General features: G+C 73.9%; 12 protein-coding genes. 2 read left to right on the forward strand and 10 right to left on the reverse strand.

What is annotated here, in order from left to right; translation table 11 throughout:
* Nucleotides 1-9 precede the first annotated feature (9 nt).
* From DNK56_RS09690 to lipB, 3 genes are all read right to left on the reverse strand, one after another.
* Nucleotides 10-225: an SCO2195 family GlnR-regulated protein gene (locus tag DNK56_RS09690; RefSeq protein ID WP_111332435.1), complete on the reverse strand. Its 216-nt coding sequence runs from the start codon at nucleotides 223-225 to the stop codon at nucleotides 10-12.
* A 183-nt stretch (nucleotides 226-408) separates the two neighbouring features.
* Nucleotides 409-1,344, reverse strand: coding sequence for a lipoyl synthase (gene lipA, locus DNK56_RS09695; RefSeq protein WP_111332437.1), 936 nt, complete (start codon nucleotides 1,342-1,344; stop codon nucleotides 409-411).
* Between the two features lie 159 nt (nucleotides 1,345-1,503).
* A complete protein-coding gene (gene lipB / locus DNK56_RS09700; protein ID WP_111332439.1) occupies nucleotides 1,504-2,316 on the reverse strand; it encodes a lipoyl(octanoyl) transferase LipB in 813 nt (270 codons plus the stop codon).
* A 296-nt stretch (nucleotides 2,317-2,612) separates the two neighbouring features.
* Between lipB and DNK56_RS09705 the strand changes: the two genes are divergently transcribed.
* Nucleotides 2,613-4,208: a regulator gene (locus DNK56_RS09705; protein ID WP_111332441.1), complete on the forward strand. Its 1,596-nt coding sequence runs from the start codon at nucleotides 2,613-2,615 to the stop codon at nucleotides 4,206-4,208.
* A gap of 8 nt (nucleotides 4,209-4,216) precedes the next feature.
* Here DNK56_RS09705 and DNK56_RS09710 read toward each other — a convergent pair whose 3' ends face one another.
* Together DNK56_RS09710 and DNK56_RS09715 are read right to left on the reverse strand one after the other, a co-directional pair.
* On the reverse strand, nucleotides 4,217-5,563 hold the full coding sequence (locus DNK56_RS09710; RefSeq protein WP_111332443.1) for an NAD(P)/FAD-dependent oxidoreductase: 1,347 nt from the start codon (nucleotides 5,561-5,563) through the stop codon (nucleotides 4,217-4,219).
* 181 nt (nucleotides 5,564-5,744) lie between these two features.
* Nucleotides 5,745-6,644 (reverse strand): TIGR01777 family oxidoreductase, encoded by a 900-nt coding sequence (locus DNK56_RS09715; RefSeq protein ID WP_111332445.1) that lies wholly within the window; start codon nucleotides 6,642-6,644, stop codon nucleotides 5,745-5,747.
* 56 nt (nucleotides 6,645-6,700) lie between these two features.
* On the opposite strand from DNK56_RS09715, the gene DNK56_RS09720 reads away from it, so the two are divergent.
* Nucleotides 6,701-7,228 (forward strand): GNAT family N-acetyltransferase, encoded by a 528-nt coding sequence (locus DNK56_RS09720; protein WP_111332448.1) that lies wholly within the window; start codon nucleotides 6,701-6,703, stop codon nucleotides 7,226-7,228.
* 15 nt (nucleotides 7,229-7,243) lie between these two features.
* Here DNK56_RS09720 and DNK56_RS09725 read toward each other — a convergent pair whose 3' ends face one another.
* From DNK56_RS09725 to sucB, 5 genes are all read right to left on the reverse strand, one after another.
* Complete coding sequence (locus tag DNK56_RS09725) at nucleotides 7,244-7,762, reverse strand: DUF4240 domain-containing protein (protein WP_111332450.1); 519 nt, start codon at nucleotides 7,760-7,762, stop codon at nucleotides 7,244-7,246.
* A 62-nt stretch (nucleotides 7,763-7,824) separates the two neighbouring features.
* Nucleotides 7,825-8,805, reverse strand: coding sequence for a helix-turn-helix transcriptional regulator (locus tag DNK56_RS09730; protein ID WP_199563807.1), 981 nt, complete (start codon nucleotides 8,803-8,805; stop codon nucleotides 7,825-7,827).
* A gap of 95 nt (nucleotides 8,806-8,900) precedes the next feature.
* Nucleotides 8,901-11,570 carry a pyruvate dehydrogenase (acetyl-transferring), homodimeric type gene (gene aceE, locus DNK56_RS09735; protein WP_111332455.1) on the reverse strand — a complete coding sequence of 890 codons (2,670 nt, stop codon included), beginning with the start codon at nucleotides 11,568-11,570 and terminating at the stop codon, nucleotides 8,901-8,903.
* 268 nt (nucleotides 11,571-11,838) lie between these two features.
* Nucleotides 11,839-12,462, reverse strand: coding sequence for a GntR family transcriptional regulator (locus tag DNK56_RS09740; protein ID WP_111332457.1), 624 nt, complete (start codon nucleotides 12,460-12,462; stop codon nucleotides 11,839-11,841).
* 145 nt (nucleotides 12,463-12,607) lie between these two features.
* Nucleotides 12,608-14,365 carry a 2-oxoglutarate dehydrogenase, E2 component, dihydrolipoamide succinyltransferase gene (sucB, locus tag DNK56_RS09745; RefSeq protein WP_111332460.1) on the reverse strand — a complete coding sequence of 586 codons (1,758 nt, stop codon included), beginning with the start codon at nucleotides 14,363-14,365 and terminating at the stop codon, nucleotides 12,608-12,610.
* Nucleotides 14,366-14,386 lie beyond the last annotated feature (21 nt).

Raw genomic sequence — 14,386 nt, forward strand, 5'->3', positions numbered from 1 at the left:
CAATGAAGTTTACGTGGCCCGCGAGCGGCGGGCCGCCGCGGCCTCCCGTTGCGGTACGTAGCCGGACTCCGCCCGGTCCTCGGCCCGGCGGCGGTCCGCCAGGACGGCCGTCCATGCGTTGCGGCGGGCCGTGCGCTGGCCGCGGCCGAGCAGCAGCGACTCGACGGCGCGGAGGGCACCGGTGACGGTCGGGATGACGGTGGCGCGTACCGGCGCGGCCTGCATCGTGGAAGTCCCCTCGGAACGAAGTGCGGGTGCCTGTGTCCAGGGTCACCAGTGGGCGTTACCGGCGCATGACCGCACGGTCACACACCCATGAAACCTCGGTACGCGCCCCGCGCACCCCGGCGCGGTCCGTCCGCGCGGTCACGCGGACGGACCGCCCGGGACACGGGCCCCGGAACGCGCCTACGCGGACCGCGCCGCGACCTGCGCCTCGCGCCGGTCCATCGCCTGCTGGAACAGCCGGCCGGCGCGGTACGAGGAGCGGACCAGCGGCCCGGACATGACGCCCGAGTACCCGATCGCGTCGGCCTCGTCCTTCAGCTCCACGAACTCGTGCGGCTTCACCCAGCGCTCGACGGGGTGGTGGCGCACCGACGGCCGCAGGTACTGCGTGATCGTGATGAGCTCGCAGCCCGCCTCGTACAGGTCCCGCAGCGCCTCGCTGACCTCTTCGCGGGTCTCGCCCATGCCGAGGATCAGGTTGGACTTGGTCACCAGGCCGGCCTCGCGGGCGCGGGTGATGACCTCCAGGGAACGCTCGTAGCGGAAGCCGGGGCGGATGCGCTTGAAGATGCGCGGCACCGTCTCCACGTTGTGCGCGAGGACCTCGGGGCGGGCGGAGAAGACCTCCGCGAGCTGGGCGGGCTCGGCGTTGAAGTCGGGGATCAGCAGCTCGACCTTGGTGCGGCCGGCCTCCCGGTCCGCCGTCTGCGCGTGGATCTGGCGCACGGTCTCCGCGTAGAGCCAGGAGCCGCCGTCCTCCAGGTCGTCGCGGGCGACGCCGGTGATCGTGGCGTAGTTCAGGTCCATCGTGACGACCGACTCGCCGACGCGGCGGGGCTCGTCCCGGTCCAGCGCCTGCGGCTTGCCCGTGTCGATCTGGCAGAAGTCACAGCGCCGGGTGCACTGGTCGCCGCCGATGAGGAACGTGGCCTCGCGGTCCTCCCAGCACTCGAAGATGTTGGGGCAGCCGGCCTCCTGGCACACCGTGTGCAGACCCTCGCTCTTGACGAGTTTCTGCAGCTGGTTGTACTCGGGGCCCATCTTCGCCCGGGTCTTGATCCACTCGGGCTTGCGCTCGATGGGGGTCTGGCTGTTCCGGACCTCAAGGCGCAGCATCTTGCGCCCGTCAGGTGCGACAGACACTCCGGCACTCCCCTTTGCTTTCACTGCATTGGATTCTTCGGCGAACACCAGGGTACGCCCGTAGTTCATTCGGCTTTACGTCTGCCCAACCTGTGGCAGGTGGGGCCTATTCCCGGCGATGTGTTCCGTGGGTCACGCCGTGGCCATGGCGTCGTCGGGCCGCGCGATCGTCCGGGGGGCCGGTTCGGCGTTCTCCAGGATGTCCTTCAGGTGCTTCTCGACGACCGGGAGGACCTCGGCGATGGTGATGTCGCGGCCCAGTTCGTAGCCGAGCGAGGTGACCCCGGCGTCGCGGATGCCGCAGGGCACGATCCGGTCGAACCAGGTGTTGTCGGGGTTCACGTTGAACGCGAAGCCGTGCATGGTGACGCCCTTGGCGACCCGGATGCCGATCGCCGCCAGCTTGCGGTCCTCGCGGCGCTGCCCGGCGTTGGACGGGGCGTAGTCCGGGCCGTTGAGCCGGGGGTCGAACTCCTCGTCCCGCAGCCGCGGGTCGAAGTCCAGCGTCAGGCCGCCGACCGCGGGGCGCTCCTCGACCGGGTCGCCCAGGACCCAGACGCCGCTGCGGCCCTCCACCCGGCTGGTCGCGACGCCGAACTCGGCGGCGGTACGGATCAGCGCCTCCTCCAGGCGGCGCACGTGCGCGACGACGTCCACCGGGCGCGGGAGCTTCTGGATCGGGTAGCCGACGAGCTGGCCGGGGCCGTGCCAGGTGATCTTGCCGCCCCGGTCCACGTCGATGACGGGGGTGCCGTCGAGGGGGCGCTCGCTGTCCTCGGTGCGCCGGCCGGCGGTGTAGACGGGCGGGTGCTCCAGGAGCAGGCAGGTGTCGGGGACGGTGTCCTCGAACCGGGCCGCGTGCACCTCGCGCTGCTTCTGCCAGGCCTCCTGGTAGTCGACGGCGTTCTCGCCGAAACCCATGTGGACGAACCGGAGCTCAGTCACGGCAGCAGCCTCTCTCCTCGCGGCGGCGTGGGCCGGAGGATTTCCCCGGTACCGCGTCACCCTGCACGAATCGCGCCCGGGCCTTTCGTGAAAGACCCCGGCCACTGTACGACCGGCGGCGACGCGGCGGCCCGGCAGGTCTTCCCGTCAGCGCCGTCCACAATCCTCACACGATCGGATGAATGTGGAGCGAACGGTGCTGTCGCTGCCGCGCCGAGGGCTAAATTCGCGCCGTTCGTCAGAGGAGGCCCAGAGGGCTGCCCGCCCGGCCCCGAAGGCAGGAGACCCTACAGCTGATGTCGGAACGACCACCGCAGCGCACCCCCAACCGTCGGCTCGCCTCACTCATCACCGAGGCCGGATTCTCCAACGCCGGCCTCGCCCGCCGGGTGGATCAGCTCGGCCTCGAACACGGCCTCGACCTGCGGTACGACAAGACCTCGGTCACCCGCTGGCTGCGTGGCCAGCAGCCCCGGGGCACCACCCCCGCGCTGATCGCCGAGGTCTTCACCCGCCGCCTCGGCCGCCGGCTCTCCGCCCAGGACCTCGGGCTCGACGCCTGCGCCCCGGTGTACGCGGGCCTGGAGTTCGCCGCCACCCCGGCCGAGGCGGTGGACATCGTCAGCGGGCTGTGGCGCAAGGACTCCGGCAGCCAGACGGAGCTGCGGAAGATCGCCTTCACCCCGGCCGGGCTCGTCGTGCCCAGCCGGGACTGGCTGATCGGCCGCGCCGACGAGTGGGTCGCCCGCCCCGCGCCCGCCGCCCCCGGCCGGACCGGCGCCCCGAGGCCGCCCGCCGCCCCCGCCCCGTACCCGCCGCACGGCGCCGCCCCGGTCGTCCCCGAGCAGGGCGGCGCGCCCGGTCCGGGCGGCGGGCGGCACGGCGTGCGGGGGCCGGTCCCGTCGCGGCCCGGCGGGGCCCCCGCGCCGCCCGGCGCCCCGGCCGGCGCGGGCGTGCCCCGCCAGCGGCAGACCGAGCGGGGCTCCGGCCTCCGGGTCGGCGAGGGGGACGTCGCCGCGCTCCGGTCGGTCGCCGAACTGTTCCGCACCCTGGACCACGCCTACGGCGGCGGGCACGCCCGGCAGGCCCTCGTGCGGTATCTGGAGCACGAGACGGAGCCGATGCTGCGCGGCACGTACGGGGAGGCGACCGGGCGGCGGCTGTTCGCGGCGGCCGCCGATCTGACCAGGCTGGCCGGCTGGACCTCGTACGACATCGCGGCGCACGGCCTCGCCCAGCGCTACTTCGTCCAGGCGCTGCGGCTCTCGCAGGCGGCCGGTGACCGGGCCTACGGCAGCTACGTCCTGATCACCATGAGCCGGCAGGCGGTGTATCTCGCGCACGGCCGGGAAGCGGTCCAGCTGGCGCGGGTGGCCCAGCAGGGCATCGGATCGGCCGCGCCCCACACGGTCCTCGCCCTGCTGCACGCGGTGGAGGCGCGCGGGCACGCGGTGCTCGGCGACGCCAAGGCGTGCACGGCCTCCCTCGCGCGGGCCGAGCGCGCCCTGGAGACCGCCCGCCCCGGCGACGACGTGCCGCACTGGGCGCGCCACTTCGACGAGGCGCAGCTCGCCGACGAGTTCGGGCACTGCCACCGCGACCTCCAGCAGTACCGGACCGCCGCCCAGTACGCCGAGCGCGCGCTCCAGCTGCGGGCCCCCGCGTACGCCCGCAGCCGGCTGTTCTGCCGGGTGGTGCTGGCCTCCGCCCGGCTGGGGCTCGGGGAGCTGGACCAGGCGTGCCGGCTGGGGGCGGAGGCCGCCCAGCAGGCCGCCGAGATGCGTTCCGTGCGCGCCGCGGAGTACGTACGGGACTTCGAGCGCAGGCTGGAGCCCTTCCGGGACGCCGCCGCCGTCCGCGGCTACCGCGAGCGGGTGGCGGCGCTGGGCTGAGCCGCCGGTCAGGCCGCCTCGGGGAGTGCCGGGGCGGGGCCGGCGGCCGGGCGCACGCCGAGGTCGTGCAGGATCGAGGCGGCGGCGCGGGCGCCCGAGGCCAGGGCGCCCTGGACGGTGCCGGTGTCGCGGTGGTCGCCGCAGACGTAGAGGCCCGCGAGGACCCGGACGGGCCGGTGCGGGTCGTGCGGCGCGGGCATCGCGGGCACCGCCTCCGGGTCGTGGTGGGCGGCCAGCAGCTCCCAGTCCCCGGTGGGCACGCCGTAGAGCGCGGCGAGATGGGCGCGGACCGTGCGGTCGAGGTCGTCGGGCGGGGTGCCGAGGACCGTGGAGCTGATCAGCGTCCGGCCGCGCGGGGCCCGGACCGGATCGACGGCGCTCATCACGGCGGTGTGCGCGACCGGGCCGGACCGGTCGGCGTCCAGGAGCAGCGAGGCGCCGGTGGGCGGCGGCTCGGGCGCGGTGTGATGGAGCACGGTCACGGGGTGGAAGGACGGCAGCCGCAGTCCGGGCAGCAGTTCGGCGGCCGCGCTCGCCCCGGTGGCCACCAGCAGGGACCGGCAGCCCAGTTCGCCGTGCTCCTTGGTGCGTACGGAGGTGATGTCGGCGGAGGTGACGTGCACTCCGGTGCGTACGGTGCCGGGCGGCAGGGAAGCGGCCAGGAGTGCCGGCAGCGTACCCGCCCCGCCCTCCGGTACACACAGCCGTCCGCTCGCGTAGGAGCGCAGGGCGAGGTCGGCGCACCGGCTGGAGGTGGTGAGGTCCGGGTCGCTGAGCAGCGCGGTGAGCAGCGGGCGTACGAAGCCGTCGAGCGTACGGGCGGACAGCCGGCCCGACAGCGCGTCCAGCGCGGCGCGTTCGGGCCGGGCGAGGACGCGGGCCGGGGGTGTGGCGGCGAGCCGGGAGAGGGCCGCGCCGAGCCGGGCGTGGTCGATCGCGCCGCCCATGGCGCCGGTGAGGGCGCCGGTACGCGGCGGCCGGGGGGCGCTCGCGAGGGCGCGCGCCGCCTTGAGCGCGCCCCGTGTGCGGCGCGAGCGCGGTGTGCCCCGGGTTTCGCCGGTCCGGTGGCGGCGGCTTCCGCTGTGGACGAGGACGCCGGGATCGAAGGTGCGCAGGACCAGTCCGTCGAGCCCCGGTGTGGTGCGGAGCTCCGGATACGCGGTGTTGAGCAGCGGGCCGACGTGGTCGAGCCGGAATCCGTCCACCTCGTCGGTCGCCATCCGGCCGCCGACGCCGGGCCCGGCCTCCAGGACGCTGACGCTGACCCCCGCGCTGGTCAGCCGGTGGGCCGCCGACAGGCCGGCGATCCCGGCCCCGATGATGACGACGTCCGCGTGGTGTGCCGTGCTGAGCACGTGCCCTCCCCGATTCGGAGCAAGTGGTGGGGGGCTCTTGCCCTCAACCGCCCACCGGAATGCGTGCGTACGTCAGGAGGCTAGGAGAGTGGCCCGATCGTGCGCAGTCGCGCGCGTACCGGTGCACCGATGCACGGGGTCGCACACCCGTCCGAACGGGTGTGCCGGTGCGGTGCGGCGGTCAGCGCAGTGCCGCGCGGACGGCGGAGTCGATCTCGGGGAAGGCGAACGAGAAGCCGGAGTCCAGCAGCCGGGCGGGCAGCACGCGCTGACTGCCCAGCACGTCCGAGGCGAACTCGCCGAGCACGATCCGCAGCGCCGGCGCGGGCGCGGTGAACAGCGTCGGACGCCGCAGTACCCGGCCCATCGCGGCCGTCACCTCGGCGTTGGTGACGGGCGCCGGGGCCGTCAGGTTGACCGGACCGGTCAGTTCGGGGGTGTCCAGGATGTGCCGGAGGGCAGCGATGTGGTCGTGCAGCGCGATGAAGCTCCAGTACTGCCGCCCGTTGCCCATCCGGCCACCGAGCCCCGCCCGGAACAGCGGGAACAGCCGGCCCCAGGCGCCCCCCGCGCGGGCGACCACCAGACCGGTGCGGGCGTGCACCGTACGCACCCCCGCCTCCTCGGCCGCCGCCGTGGCCTCCTCCCACTCCACGCACACCGAGGGCAGGAAGCCGTCACCGGGCGGCGCGTCCTCGTCCACCGGGCGGTCCCCGGTGTCCCCGTAGAAGCCGATCGCGGACCCGGACAGCAGCACGGCGGGCGGGGTGTCGAGGGAGGCGACGGCCTCCGCGATCGCGGCGGTGCCCAGCACCCGGCTGTCCCGGATCTCCTTCTTGTAGGCCGCCGTCCAGCGGTGGTCGCCGACCCCGGCCCCGGCGAGGTGGACCACGGCGTCGCAGCCGACCAGGCCCGCCGTGTCCACGTACTCGCGCTTCGGGTCCCACTCCACCTCGTCACCGGCGCGGGCGGGGCGGCGCACCAGGCGCACCACCTCGTGCCCGTCGGCCCGCAGCGAGCGCACCAGCGCCGCTCCGATGAGTCCGGTCGATCCGGTGACGGCGATGCGCGAGTGAGCCATGACACCCATCCTGCCCCAGACGGGCCGCCGTACCCGGCCGTGGCACAGTGACGGCCATGAGCGCATCCGCGATACCCGCCCCGCCCGTCGTCCGCCGCGCCGTGGCCGGCGACGGACCCGCACTCGGCGAGCTGGACCGGGCCACCTGGTCGACCCTGCACGCGGTGCAGCCCCGCCCGCAGCCCCCGTACGCCCCCTTCTTCGACGAGCGCCATCCGCCGCGGGAGATCCTGGTGGCGGAGATGCCCGGCGCGGCGGGGGAGCCGGAGCCGGCCGGCTACATCCGCTTCGTGCCGCCCACCCCGCTGCCCTGCAACACGCACGTACGGCAGATCCAGGGCCTGGCCGTGGCGCACCGGGCGCGCGGCCGGGGCGTCGGGCGCGCCCTGATCCGCGCGGCCTGCGTCGCGGCGCGCGGCGAGGGGGCGAACCGGATGACCCTGCGGGTCCTCGGCCACAACGCGCCCGCCCGCGCGCTGTACGAGTCGGAGGGGTTCACCGTCGAGGGCGTGCTGCCGGGCGAGTTCTTCCTGAACGGGCGGTACGTGGACGATGTGATGATGGGCCGCCCGCTCGCGCCGTGAGACGTGCGGAGCGCCTCAGCTTCCGTACCGCTCCCAGAGCATGGGCAGCCGGGTGGCGAGCGCCGCGTCGTCGTCCAGGTCGAGCGGGGTGCCCTCCGGCTCGCCGGGCTGCGGCGGCAGCCCCAGGTCCGGCGCGAGGACCCCGGTGAGCTGTTCGTACGCCTCGTCGGCCGCGTACCCCAGCTCCTCGCCGTCGCCGTCCAGTTCCTCGTCGAAGGAGCCGAGCAGCCCGGCCAGGCTGTCCGGGTCGTGCACCGCGCCCTCGAACACCTCCCGGCCCCGGCCGATCAGCCAGCAGCGGAAGGAGTCGAAGGCGTCGTCGCTCGCGCCGCCGAGCAGCACGGCGCCGGCCGCCCACAGGTCCCAGCGGTAGGCGCGGTTGACACGGGACTCGAAGTGCCGGGAGAAGTCCAGCACGGATTCCGGATCGAGCCGCACCAGCCGTTCGACCAGCAGGTCGGCATGGTCCTCGGGGTCGCCGCCGGCGGCCTCGCGGGTGCTGTCGACCAGCTCCCAGAACTCCGTCTCGTCCATCACGCATCCCAGCATCCGCCCCGGCGGCGGGAGCCGCACGCCCGGACAGCCGAACGAAGCCGTCAGGGCGTGTCCCCGTACAGGGCGTGCAGCCGGGCGGCGGCCCTCGCGAACCGCTCCCGCAGGGCGGCCGGCTCCAGCACCTCCAACTCCGGTCCGAGGCCCAGCAGCTGGCCGTAGGCCACGTCCGGGGACTCCACCGCCAGGGTGACCGCGACCCACCCGTCGCCGTCCGGCGGCCCGGCCGACTCCAGCGCGTCGCCGGCGGCGGCCCGGTCCACCACCTGCGGCAGCCTGCGCACCGCCTCCGGCGAGAGCCGCAGCCGCACCTTCGTACGCAGCAGGGAGCGGGCGAACGCGGCCGCGCGCTCTTCCCAGAACGCGGGCAGGTCGAAACCCTCGTCCCGGACGAAAGGGAGGCCGGAAACCGACACGGCGGTGAACCGGTCGACGCGGAAGACCCGGAAGCCGTCGTCCGTGCGGGCGCACAGGTACCAGACGCCCGCCTTGAGCACGAGCCCGTACGGGGCCAGCTCCCGCTCCGGCCCGGTGTCCCGGCCCGGCCGCCGGTAGCGGGCCAGCAGCAACCGGTCGCGCCGGACCGCGTCGGCCACGGCGGGCAGCAGCTCGGGCGCCACCGGCTCCTGGTACCAGCCGGGCGCGTCCAGATGGAAGCGCCGGCCGGCCCCCGCCGGGGCGTCCCGGAGCGCCGGGGTCAGCGCCGCCGACACCTTGAGCCGGGCGGCGGACGCGGCGTCCGCGAGCCCCATCTCGCGCAGCGCGGAGGGCAGCCCGGACAGGAACAGCGCCTCCGCCTCGTCCCGCGCGAGCCCGGTCAGCCCGGTGCGATAGCCGCCGACGAGCCGGTAGCCGCCGGCCCGCCCCCGCTCCGCGTACACCGGGATGCCCGCGTCGGAGAGGGCCCCGGCGTCCCGGGTGACGGTCCGCTCGGACACCCCCAGCTCACGGGAGAGCTCGGCGGCGGTCATGCCGGGGCGCGCCTGGAGGAGCAGCACCATACGGATCAGCCGGGCAGCACGCATACGGCCCATTGTGGCCGCCGCGCCGGGCGGCCCCGGAACGCGGTGAGCCCGCCGGACACCCCGAGGGCGTACGGCGGGCTCAGCGGTGCGTGGGCTCAGAGACCGTAGCGGTCCCGCGCCTCCTTGACCGTCGTCGCCGGCACCTCGCCGCGCCGGGCCAGCTGGGCCAGGGTCGCGACCACGACGGACTGGGCGTCCACGCCGAAGTAGCGGCGGGCCGCGTCACGGGTCTCGGAGATGCCGAAGCCGTCCGTGCCGAGCGAGGTCCAGTCCTGCTCGACCCACTGGCTGATCTGGTCCGGCACCGCGCGCATCCAGTCGCTGACCGCGACGACCGGGCCCGGAGCGCCCTCCAGGACCTGCGTCACGTACGGCGTGCGCTGCTCGCCGCGGAGCAGTGCCTCGTCGCACTCCAGCGCCTCGCGGCGCAGCTCGCCCCAGGAGGTCGCGGACCAGACGTCGGCCGTGACACCCCAGTCGGCGGCCAGCAGCTCCTGGGCCTCCAGGGCCCAGTGGATCGCCGTACCGGAGGCCAGCAGCTGGGCACGCGGGCCGTTCGCCCTGGCGGGCGTGCCCTCCTTGAAGCGGTACAGGCCCTTGACGATGCCCTCCTCGACGCCTGCCGGCATCGCGGGCTGCTGCTTCGGCTCGTTGTAGACCGTCAGGTAGTAGAAGACGTCCTCGGCGTCGGGGCCGTACATCCGGCGCAGACCGTCCTGGACGATCACCGCGATCTCGTACGCGAACGCCGGGTCGTAGTTGAGCGAGGCCGGGTTGGTGGACGCGATCAGGTGCGAGTGGCCGTCCGCGTGCTGGAGGCCCTCGCCCGTCAGGGTCGTCCGGCCGGCGGTCGCGCCGACCACGAAGCCGCGGCCGAGCTGGTCGCCGAGCTGCCAGAACTGGTCGCCCGTACGCTGCCAGCCGAACATCGAGTAGAAGATGTAGAACGGGATCATCGGCTCGCCGTGCGTCGCGTACGACGTGGCGGCGGCGATGAAGTCGGCCATGGCGCCGGCCTCGGTGATGCCCTCGTTGAGGACCTGGCCGTCCTTGGCTTCCTTGTAGTACATCAGCTGGTCGCGGTCGACCGGGTCGTACGTCTGGCCCAGCGGCGAGTAGATGCCGGCCGACGGGAACAGCGCCTCCATGCCGAAGGTGCGGGCCTCGTCGGGGACGATCGGCACCCAGCGCCTGCCGGTCTCCTTGTCCCGCATCAGGTCCTTGACCAGGCGGACGAAGGCCATGGTGGTGGCCAGCTCCTGCTTGCCGGAGCCCTTCTTCAGCGCGGCGAACGCGCGCTCCTCGGGCGTCGGCAGCGCGACCGCGTGCACCCGGCGGGCCGGGGCGGGGCCGCCGAGGGCGGCGCGCCGCTCCTGGAGGTAGCGGACCTCGGGCGAGTCGGCGCCGGGGTGGGCGTAGGGCACCAGGTGCTCGTCCAGCCTGGAGTCCGGGATCGGCAGCTCCAGCAGGTCGCGCATGGCGCGGAACTGCTTGCCGTCCAGCTTCTTCATCTGGTGGTTGGCGTTGCGGGACTCGAAGCCCGGACCCAGGGTGTAGCCCTTGACGGTCTGCGCCAGGATCACGGTGGGCGCGCCCTTGTGCTCCAGGGCCGCCTTGTACGCCGCGTAGACCTTGCGGGCCTCGTGGCCGCCGCGCGAGGTGTGGAAACACTCGGCGATCTTGGCGTCGGTGAGCAGTTTCGCCAGCTCGGCGAGGGCGGGCTCGGCGCCGAAGAAGTGCTCGCGGATGTAGGCGACGTCGCGGGTGGCGTACGTCTGGAACTGCGCGTCCGGTACCTCGCGGAGCCGGCGTACCAGCGCGCCCGTGGTGTCGAGCTGGAACAGCTCGTCCCAGGCGGTGCCCCAGAGCGTCTTGACGACGTTCCAGCCGGCGCCGCGGAAGGCGCCCTCCAACTCCTGGACCACGCGGAAGTTGGCGCGGACCGGGCCGTCGAGGCGCTGCAGGTTGCAGTTGATGACGAAGGTCAGGTTGTCGAGCTGCTCGCGGGCCGCGAGGGCGAGGGCGGCCGTCGACTCGGGCTCGTCCATCTCGCCGTCGCCGAGGAAGGCCCAGACGTGCGAGTTCGACGTGTCCTTGATGTTGCGGTTGGCCAGGTAGCGGTTGAAGCGCGCCTGGTAGATCGCCGAGAGCGGGCCGAGGCCCATGGAGACGGTGGGGAACTCCCACAGCCAGGGCAGCCGCCGCGGGTGCGGGTAGGACGGCAGGCCGTTGCCGCCCGCCTCCTGGCGGAAGTTGTCGAGCTGCTGCTCGCTGAGCCGGCCGTCGAGGAAGGCGCGGGCGTAGATGCCGGGGGAGGCGTGGCCCTGGATGTACAGCTGGTCGCCGGAGCCCTCGCCCTCCTTGCCGTGGAAGAAGTGGTTGAAGCCGGTCTCGTACAGCCAGGCCGCCGAGGCGAAGGTGGCGATGTGGCCGCCGACGCCGAAGCGCGAGCCGCGGGTGACCATGGCGGCCGCGTTCCAGCGGTTCCACGCGGTGATCCGGGACTCCATCTCCAGGTCGCCGTCGAACTCGGGCTCGGCGGCGGTGGGGATGGAGTTGACGTAGTCGGTCTCCAGGAGCTTGGGCAGCGCGAGACCGGCGCCCTCGGCGTGCTCGAGCGAGCGCCGCATCAGGTAGGCGGCACGGTGCGGGCCCGCGGCCTTGGTGACGGCATCCAGGGAGGCCGCCCATTCGGCGGTCTCCTCCGGGTCGCGGTCCGGGAGCTGGTCGAGCTCGCTCGGAAGCTTTCCAACGGGGTCGGTCATGATCGCCGCCTTCCGGTGAGGAGGGGGGTGGAGAAGTCCCTGACTGGCAGGACAGGGCGATGGGGCCGGTGGGCCCGCGAAGTGAACTGTAAGACGCCGATCGATGATCGATCAAAGGATGAAAGGCAAAACTTCTCGATATGAAGAAAAGTGGCATGGGGTGCCAGGAAACAGGGCACCGAGTGACGGGATTTAACCGTCAAAAAGGGCACCCGTCCGCACAGGAGAGCGCCCTCCATGACAGATGCGCACCAGCCTGTCCGGGGGCTCAGGCGCGCGGCGCGCAGCCCAGCACATGCGCCTTGACCAGGGTGCCGATGTCCGGGTCCTTGCGCAGGAACGCGTCGATGAGGGCCTCGTGCTCCTCCGCGTACGACTTCTGCACCGTGCCCAGCCAGCGGATCGACAGCGCCGTGAACACCTCGATGCCCAGCCCCTCCCAGGTGTGCAGCAGCACCGCGTTGCCCGCCGCCCGCACCATCTCCCGGTGGAAGCCCACCGTGTGCCGCACCTGCGCCTCGCCGTCCGCCAGCCGGTCCGCCTCGTACAGCGCGCTCACGTGCGGGGCCAGCAGCGAGCAGTCCTCGCCGAGCCCCGGAGCCGCCAGCTCGGCCGCGATCTGCTCCAGGCCGGCCCGTACGGGGTAGCTCTCCTCCAGGTCGGCGGCGGTGAGGTTGCGGACCCGGACGCCCTTGTTGGGCGCCGACTCGATCAGCCGCAGCGTCTCCAGCTCCCGCAGCGCCTCGCGCACGGGCGTCTGGCTGACCTCCAGCTCCGTGGCGATGCGCCGCTCCACGATCCGCTCGCCCGGCTTCCAGCGCCCGCTCACGATCCCCTCCACGATGTGCTCGCGGATCTGTTCGCGCAGCGAGTGGACGACGGGCGGGGTCATGACGGGCTCCTTCGGACAGACCGGTACGCCTGCGCCGGGCACAGTGGCCGTGGCGACCGGGTGTCTAGACAATACGGCGGCGCCCCCGTCCGGGAGGGTTCCGGACGGGGGCGCCGATCGTGAGGCTGGTTACAGGCCGAGCCGGTTACAGGCCGAGCTCGACCTCGAACTCGCCGGCCTCCAGGATCGCCTTGACCGCGGTCAGGTAGCGGGCGGCGTCCGCGCCGTCCACCAGACGGTGGTCGTAGGAGAGCGACAGGTACGTCATGTCGCGGACACCGATCACGGTGCCCTCCTCGGTCTCGATGACCGCGGGACGCTTCACGGTGGCGCCGATGCCCAGGATGGCGGCCTGGTTCGGCGGCACGATGACGGTGTCGAACAGCGCACCGCGCGAGCCGGTGTTGCTGATGGTGAAGGTGGCACCGGACATGTCGTCCGGGGTCAGGCCGCCACCGCGGGCCTTGCCGGCCAGCTCGGCGGTCTTCTTCGAGATGCCGGCGATGTTGAGGTCGCCCGCGCCCTTGATGACCGGGGTCATCAGGCCCTTCTCGGCGTCCACGGCGATGCCGATGTTCTCCGAGTCGAAGTACGTGATCGTGCCTTCGTCCTCGTTGATCCGGGCGTTGACGACCGGGTGGGCCTTCAGCGCCTGGGCGGCGGCCTTGACGTAGAACGGCATCGGGGAGAGCTTGACGCCCTCACGGGCCGCGAACGCGTCCTTCGCGCGGGCGCGCAGCTTCATCAGCTTGGTGACGTCGACCTCGACGACCGAGGTCAGCTGGGCCTGCGAGTGCAGCGCCTTCATCATGTTGTCGCCGATGACCTTGCGCATGCGGGTCATCTTGACCGTCTGACCGCGCAGCGGGGACGCCTCCAGCTTCGGCGCCTTGGAGGCGCTCGGAGCGGCGGCGGCGGGCGCCGGGGCAGCGGCGGCGGCCTTGGCGGCCTCCGCTGCGGCCACGACGTCCTGCTTGCGGATACGGCCACCGACGCCGGTGCCCTTGACCGCGCCCAGGTCGACGCCGTTCTCGGCGGCGAGCTTGCGGACCAGCGGCGTGACGTACGCACCGTCGTCACCGGAGGTCGCGACCGGAGCGGCGGCGGCCGGAGCCGGAGCCGGAGCGGCGGCGGGTGCCGGGGCCGGGGCGGCCGGGGCGGGCGCCGGAGCGGCGGGCGCCGGGGCAGCGGCCGGCGCGGGGGCGGCGGGGGCCGGAGCCGGAGCGGCGGGGGCCGGGGCGGGCGCGGCCGGAGCCGGCGCGGCGGCCGGGGCGGCCGGGGCGGCACCGGGCGCACCGATGACGGCGAGCTTGGCGCCGACCTCGGCGGTCTCGTCCTCACCGACCACGATCTCCAGCAGTACACCGGCGACCGGGGCGGGAATCTCGGTGTCCACCTTGTCCGTGGAGACCTCGAGCAGCGGCTCGTCCTCCGCGACCTCCTCGCCGACCTCCTTCAGCCAGCGGGTGACGGTGCCCTCGGTGACGCTCTCGCCGAGCGCCGGCAGGGTGACGTCGGTGCCGGAGGCACCACCGGCCGGAGCGGCGGCGGGAGCCTCGGCCGCGGGGGCCGGGGCGGGGGTCTCGGCGGCCGGAGCCGGGGCCGGGGCGGCCTCGGCGGCGGGGGCCTCCGCGGCAGGGGCCTCGGCGGCGGCCGGGGCGCCCGAGCCGTCGTCGATGACGGCCAGCTCGGCGCCGACCTCGACGGTCTCGTCCTCGGCGACCTTGATGGACGACAGGATGCCGGAGGCGGGGGCGGGGATCTCGGTGTCGACCTTGTCGGTCGAGACCTCGAGCAACGGCTCGTCGGCCTCGACGCGCTCGCCCTCGGCCTTCAGCCAGCGGGTGACAGTGCCCTCGGTGACGCTCTCGCCGAGCGCCGGAAGGGTTACGGAAACCGACATGGTTTCAGTTGCTCCTTACGA

Source organism: Streptomyces sp. AC1-42W, from assembly GCF_003248355.1.
Classification (GTDB): Bacteria; Actinomycetota; Actinomycetes; order Streptomycetales; family Streptomycetaceae; genus Streptomyces.

Excerpts from the sequence above, each read along its gene's own strand:
- DNK56_RS09690 (WP_111332435.1), bottom strand. The coding sequence starts at position 225 with ATGCAGGCCGCGCCGGTACGCGCCACCGTCATCCCGACCGTCACCGGT.
- lipA (WP_111332437.1), bottom strand. The coding sequence starts at position 1,344 with ATGCTGCGCCTTGAGGTCCGGAACAGCCAGACCCCCATCGAGCGCAAG.
- DNK56_RS09705 (WP_111332441.1), top strand. The coding sequence starts at position 2,613 with ATGTCGGAACGACCACCGCAGCGCACCCCCAACCGTCGGCTCGCCTCA.
- DNK56_RS09715 (WP_111332445.1), bottom strand. The coding sequence starts at position 6,644 with ATGGCTCACTCGCGCATCGCCGTCACCGGATCGACCGGACTCATCGGA.
- DNK56_RS09720 (WP_111332448.1), top strand. The coding sequence starts at position 6,701 with ATGAGCGCATCCGCGATACCCGCCCCGCCCGTCGTCCGCCGCGCCGTG.
- DNK56_RS09725 (WP_111332450.1), bottom strand. The coding sequence starts at position 7,762 with ATGGACGAGACGGAGTTCTGGGAGCTGGTCGACAGCACCCGCGAGGCC.
- DNK56_RS09730 (WP_199563807.1), bottom strand. The coding sequence starts at position 8,805 with ATGCGTGCTGCCCGGCTGATCCGTATGGTGCTGCTCCTCCAGGCGCGC.
- aceE (WP_111332455.1), bottom strand. The coding sequence starts at position 11,570 with ATGACCGACCCCGTTGGAAAGCTTCCGAGCGAGCTCGACCAGCTCCCG.
- DNK56_RS09740 (WP_111332457.1), bottom strand. The coding sequence starts at position 12,462 with ATGACCCCGCCCGTCGTCCACTCGCTGCGCGAACAGATCCGCGAGCAC.
- sucB (WP_111332460.1), bottom strand. The coding sequence starts at position 14,365 with ATGTCGGTTTCCGTAACCCTTCCGGCGCTCGGCGAGAGCGTCACCGAG.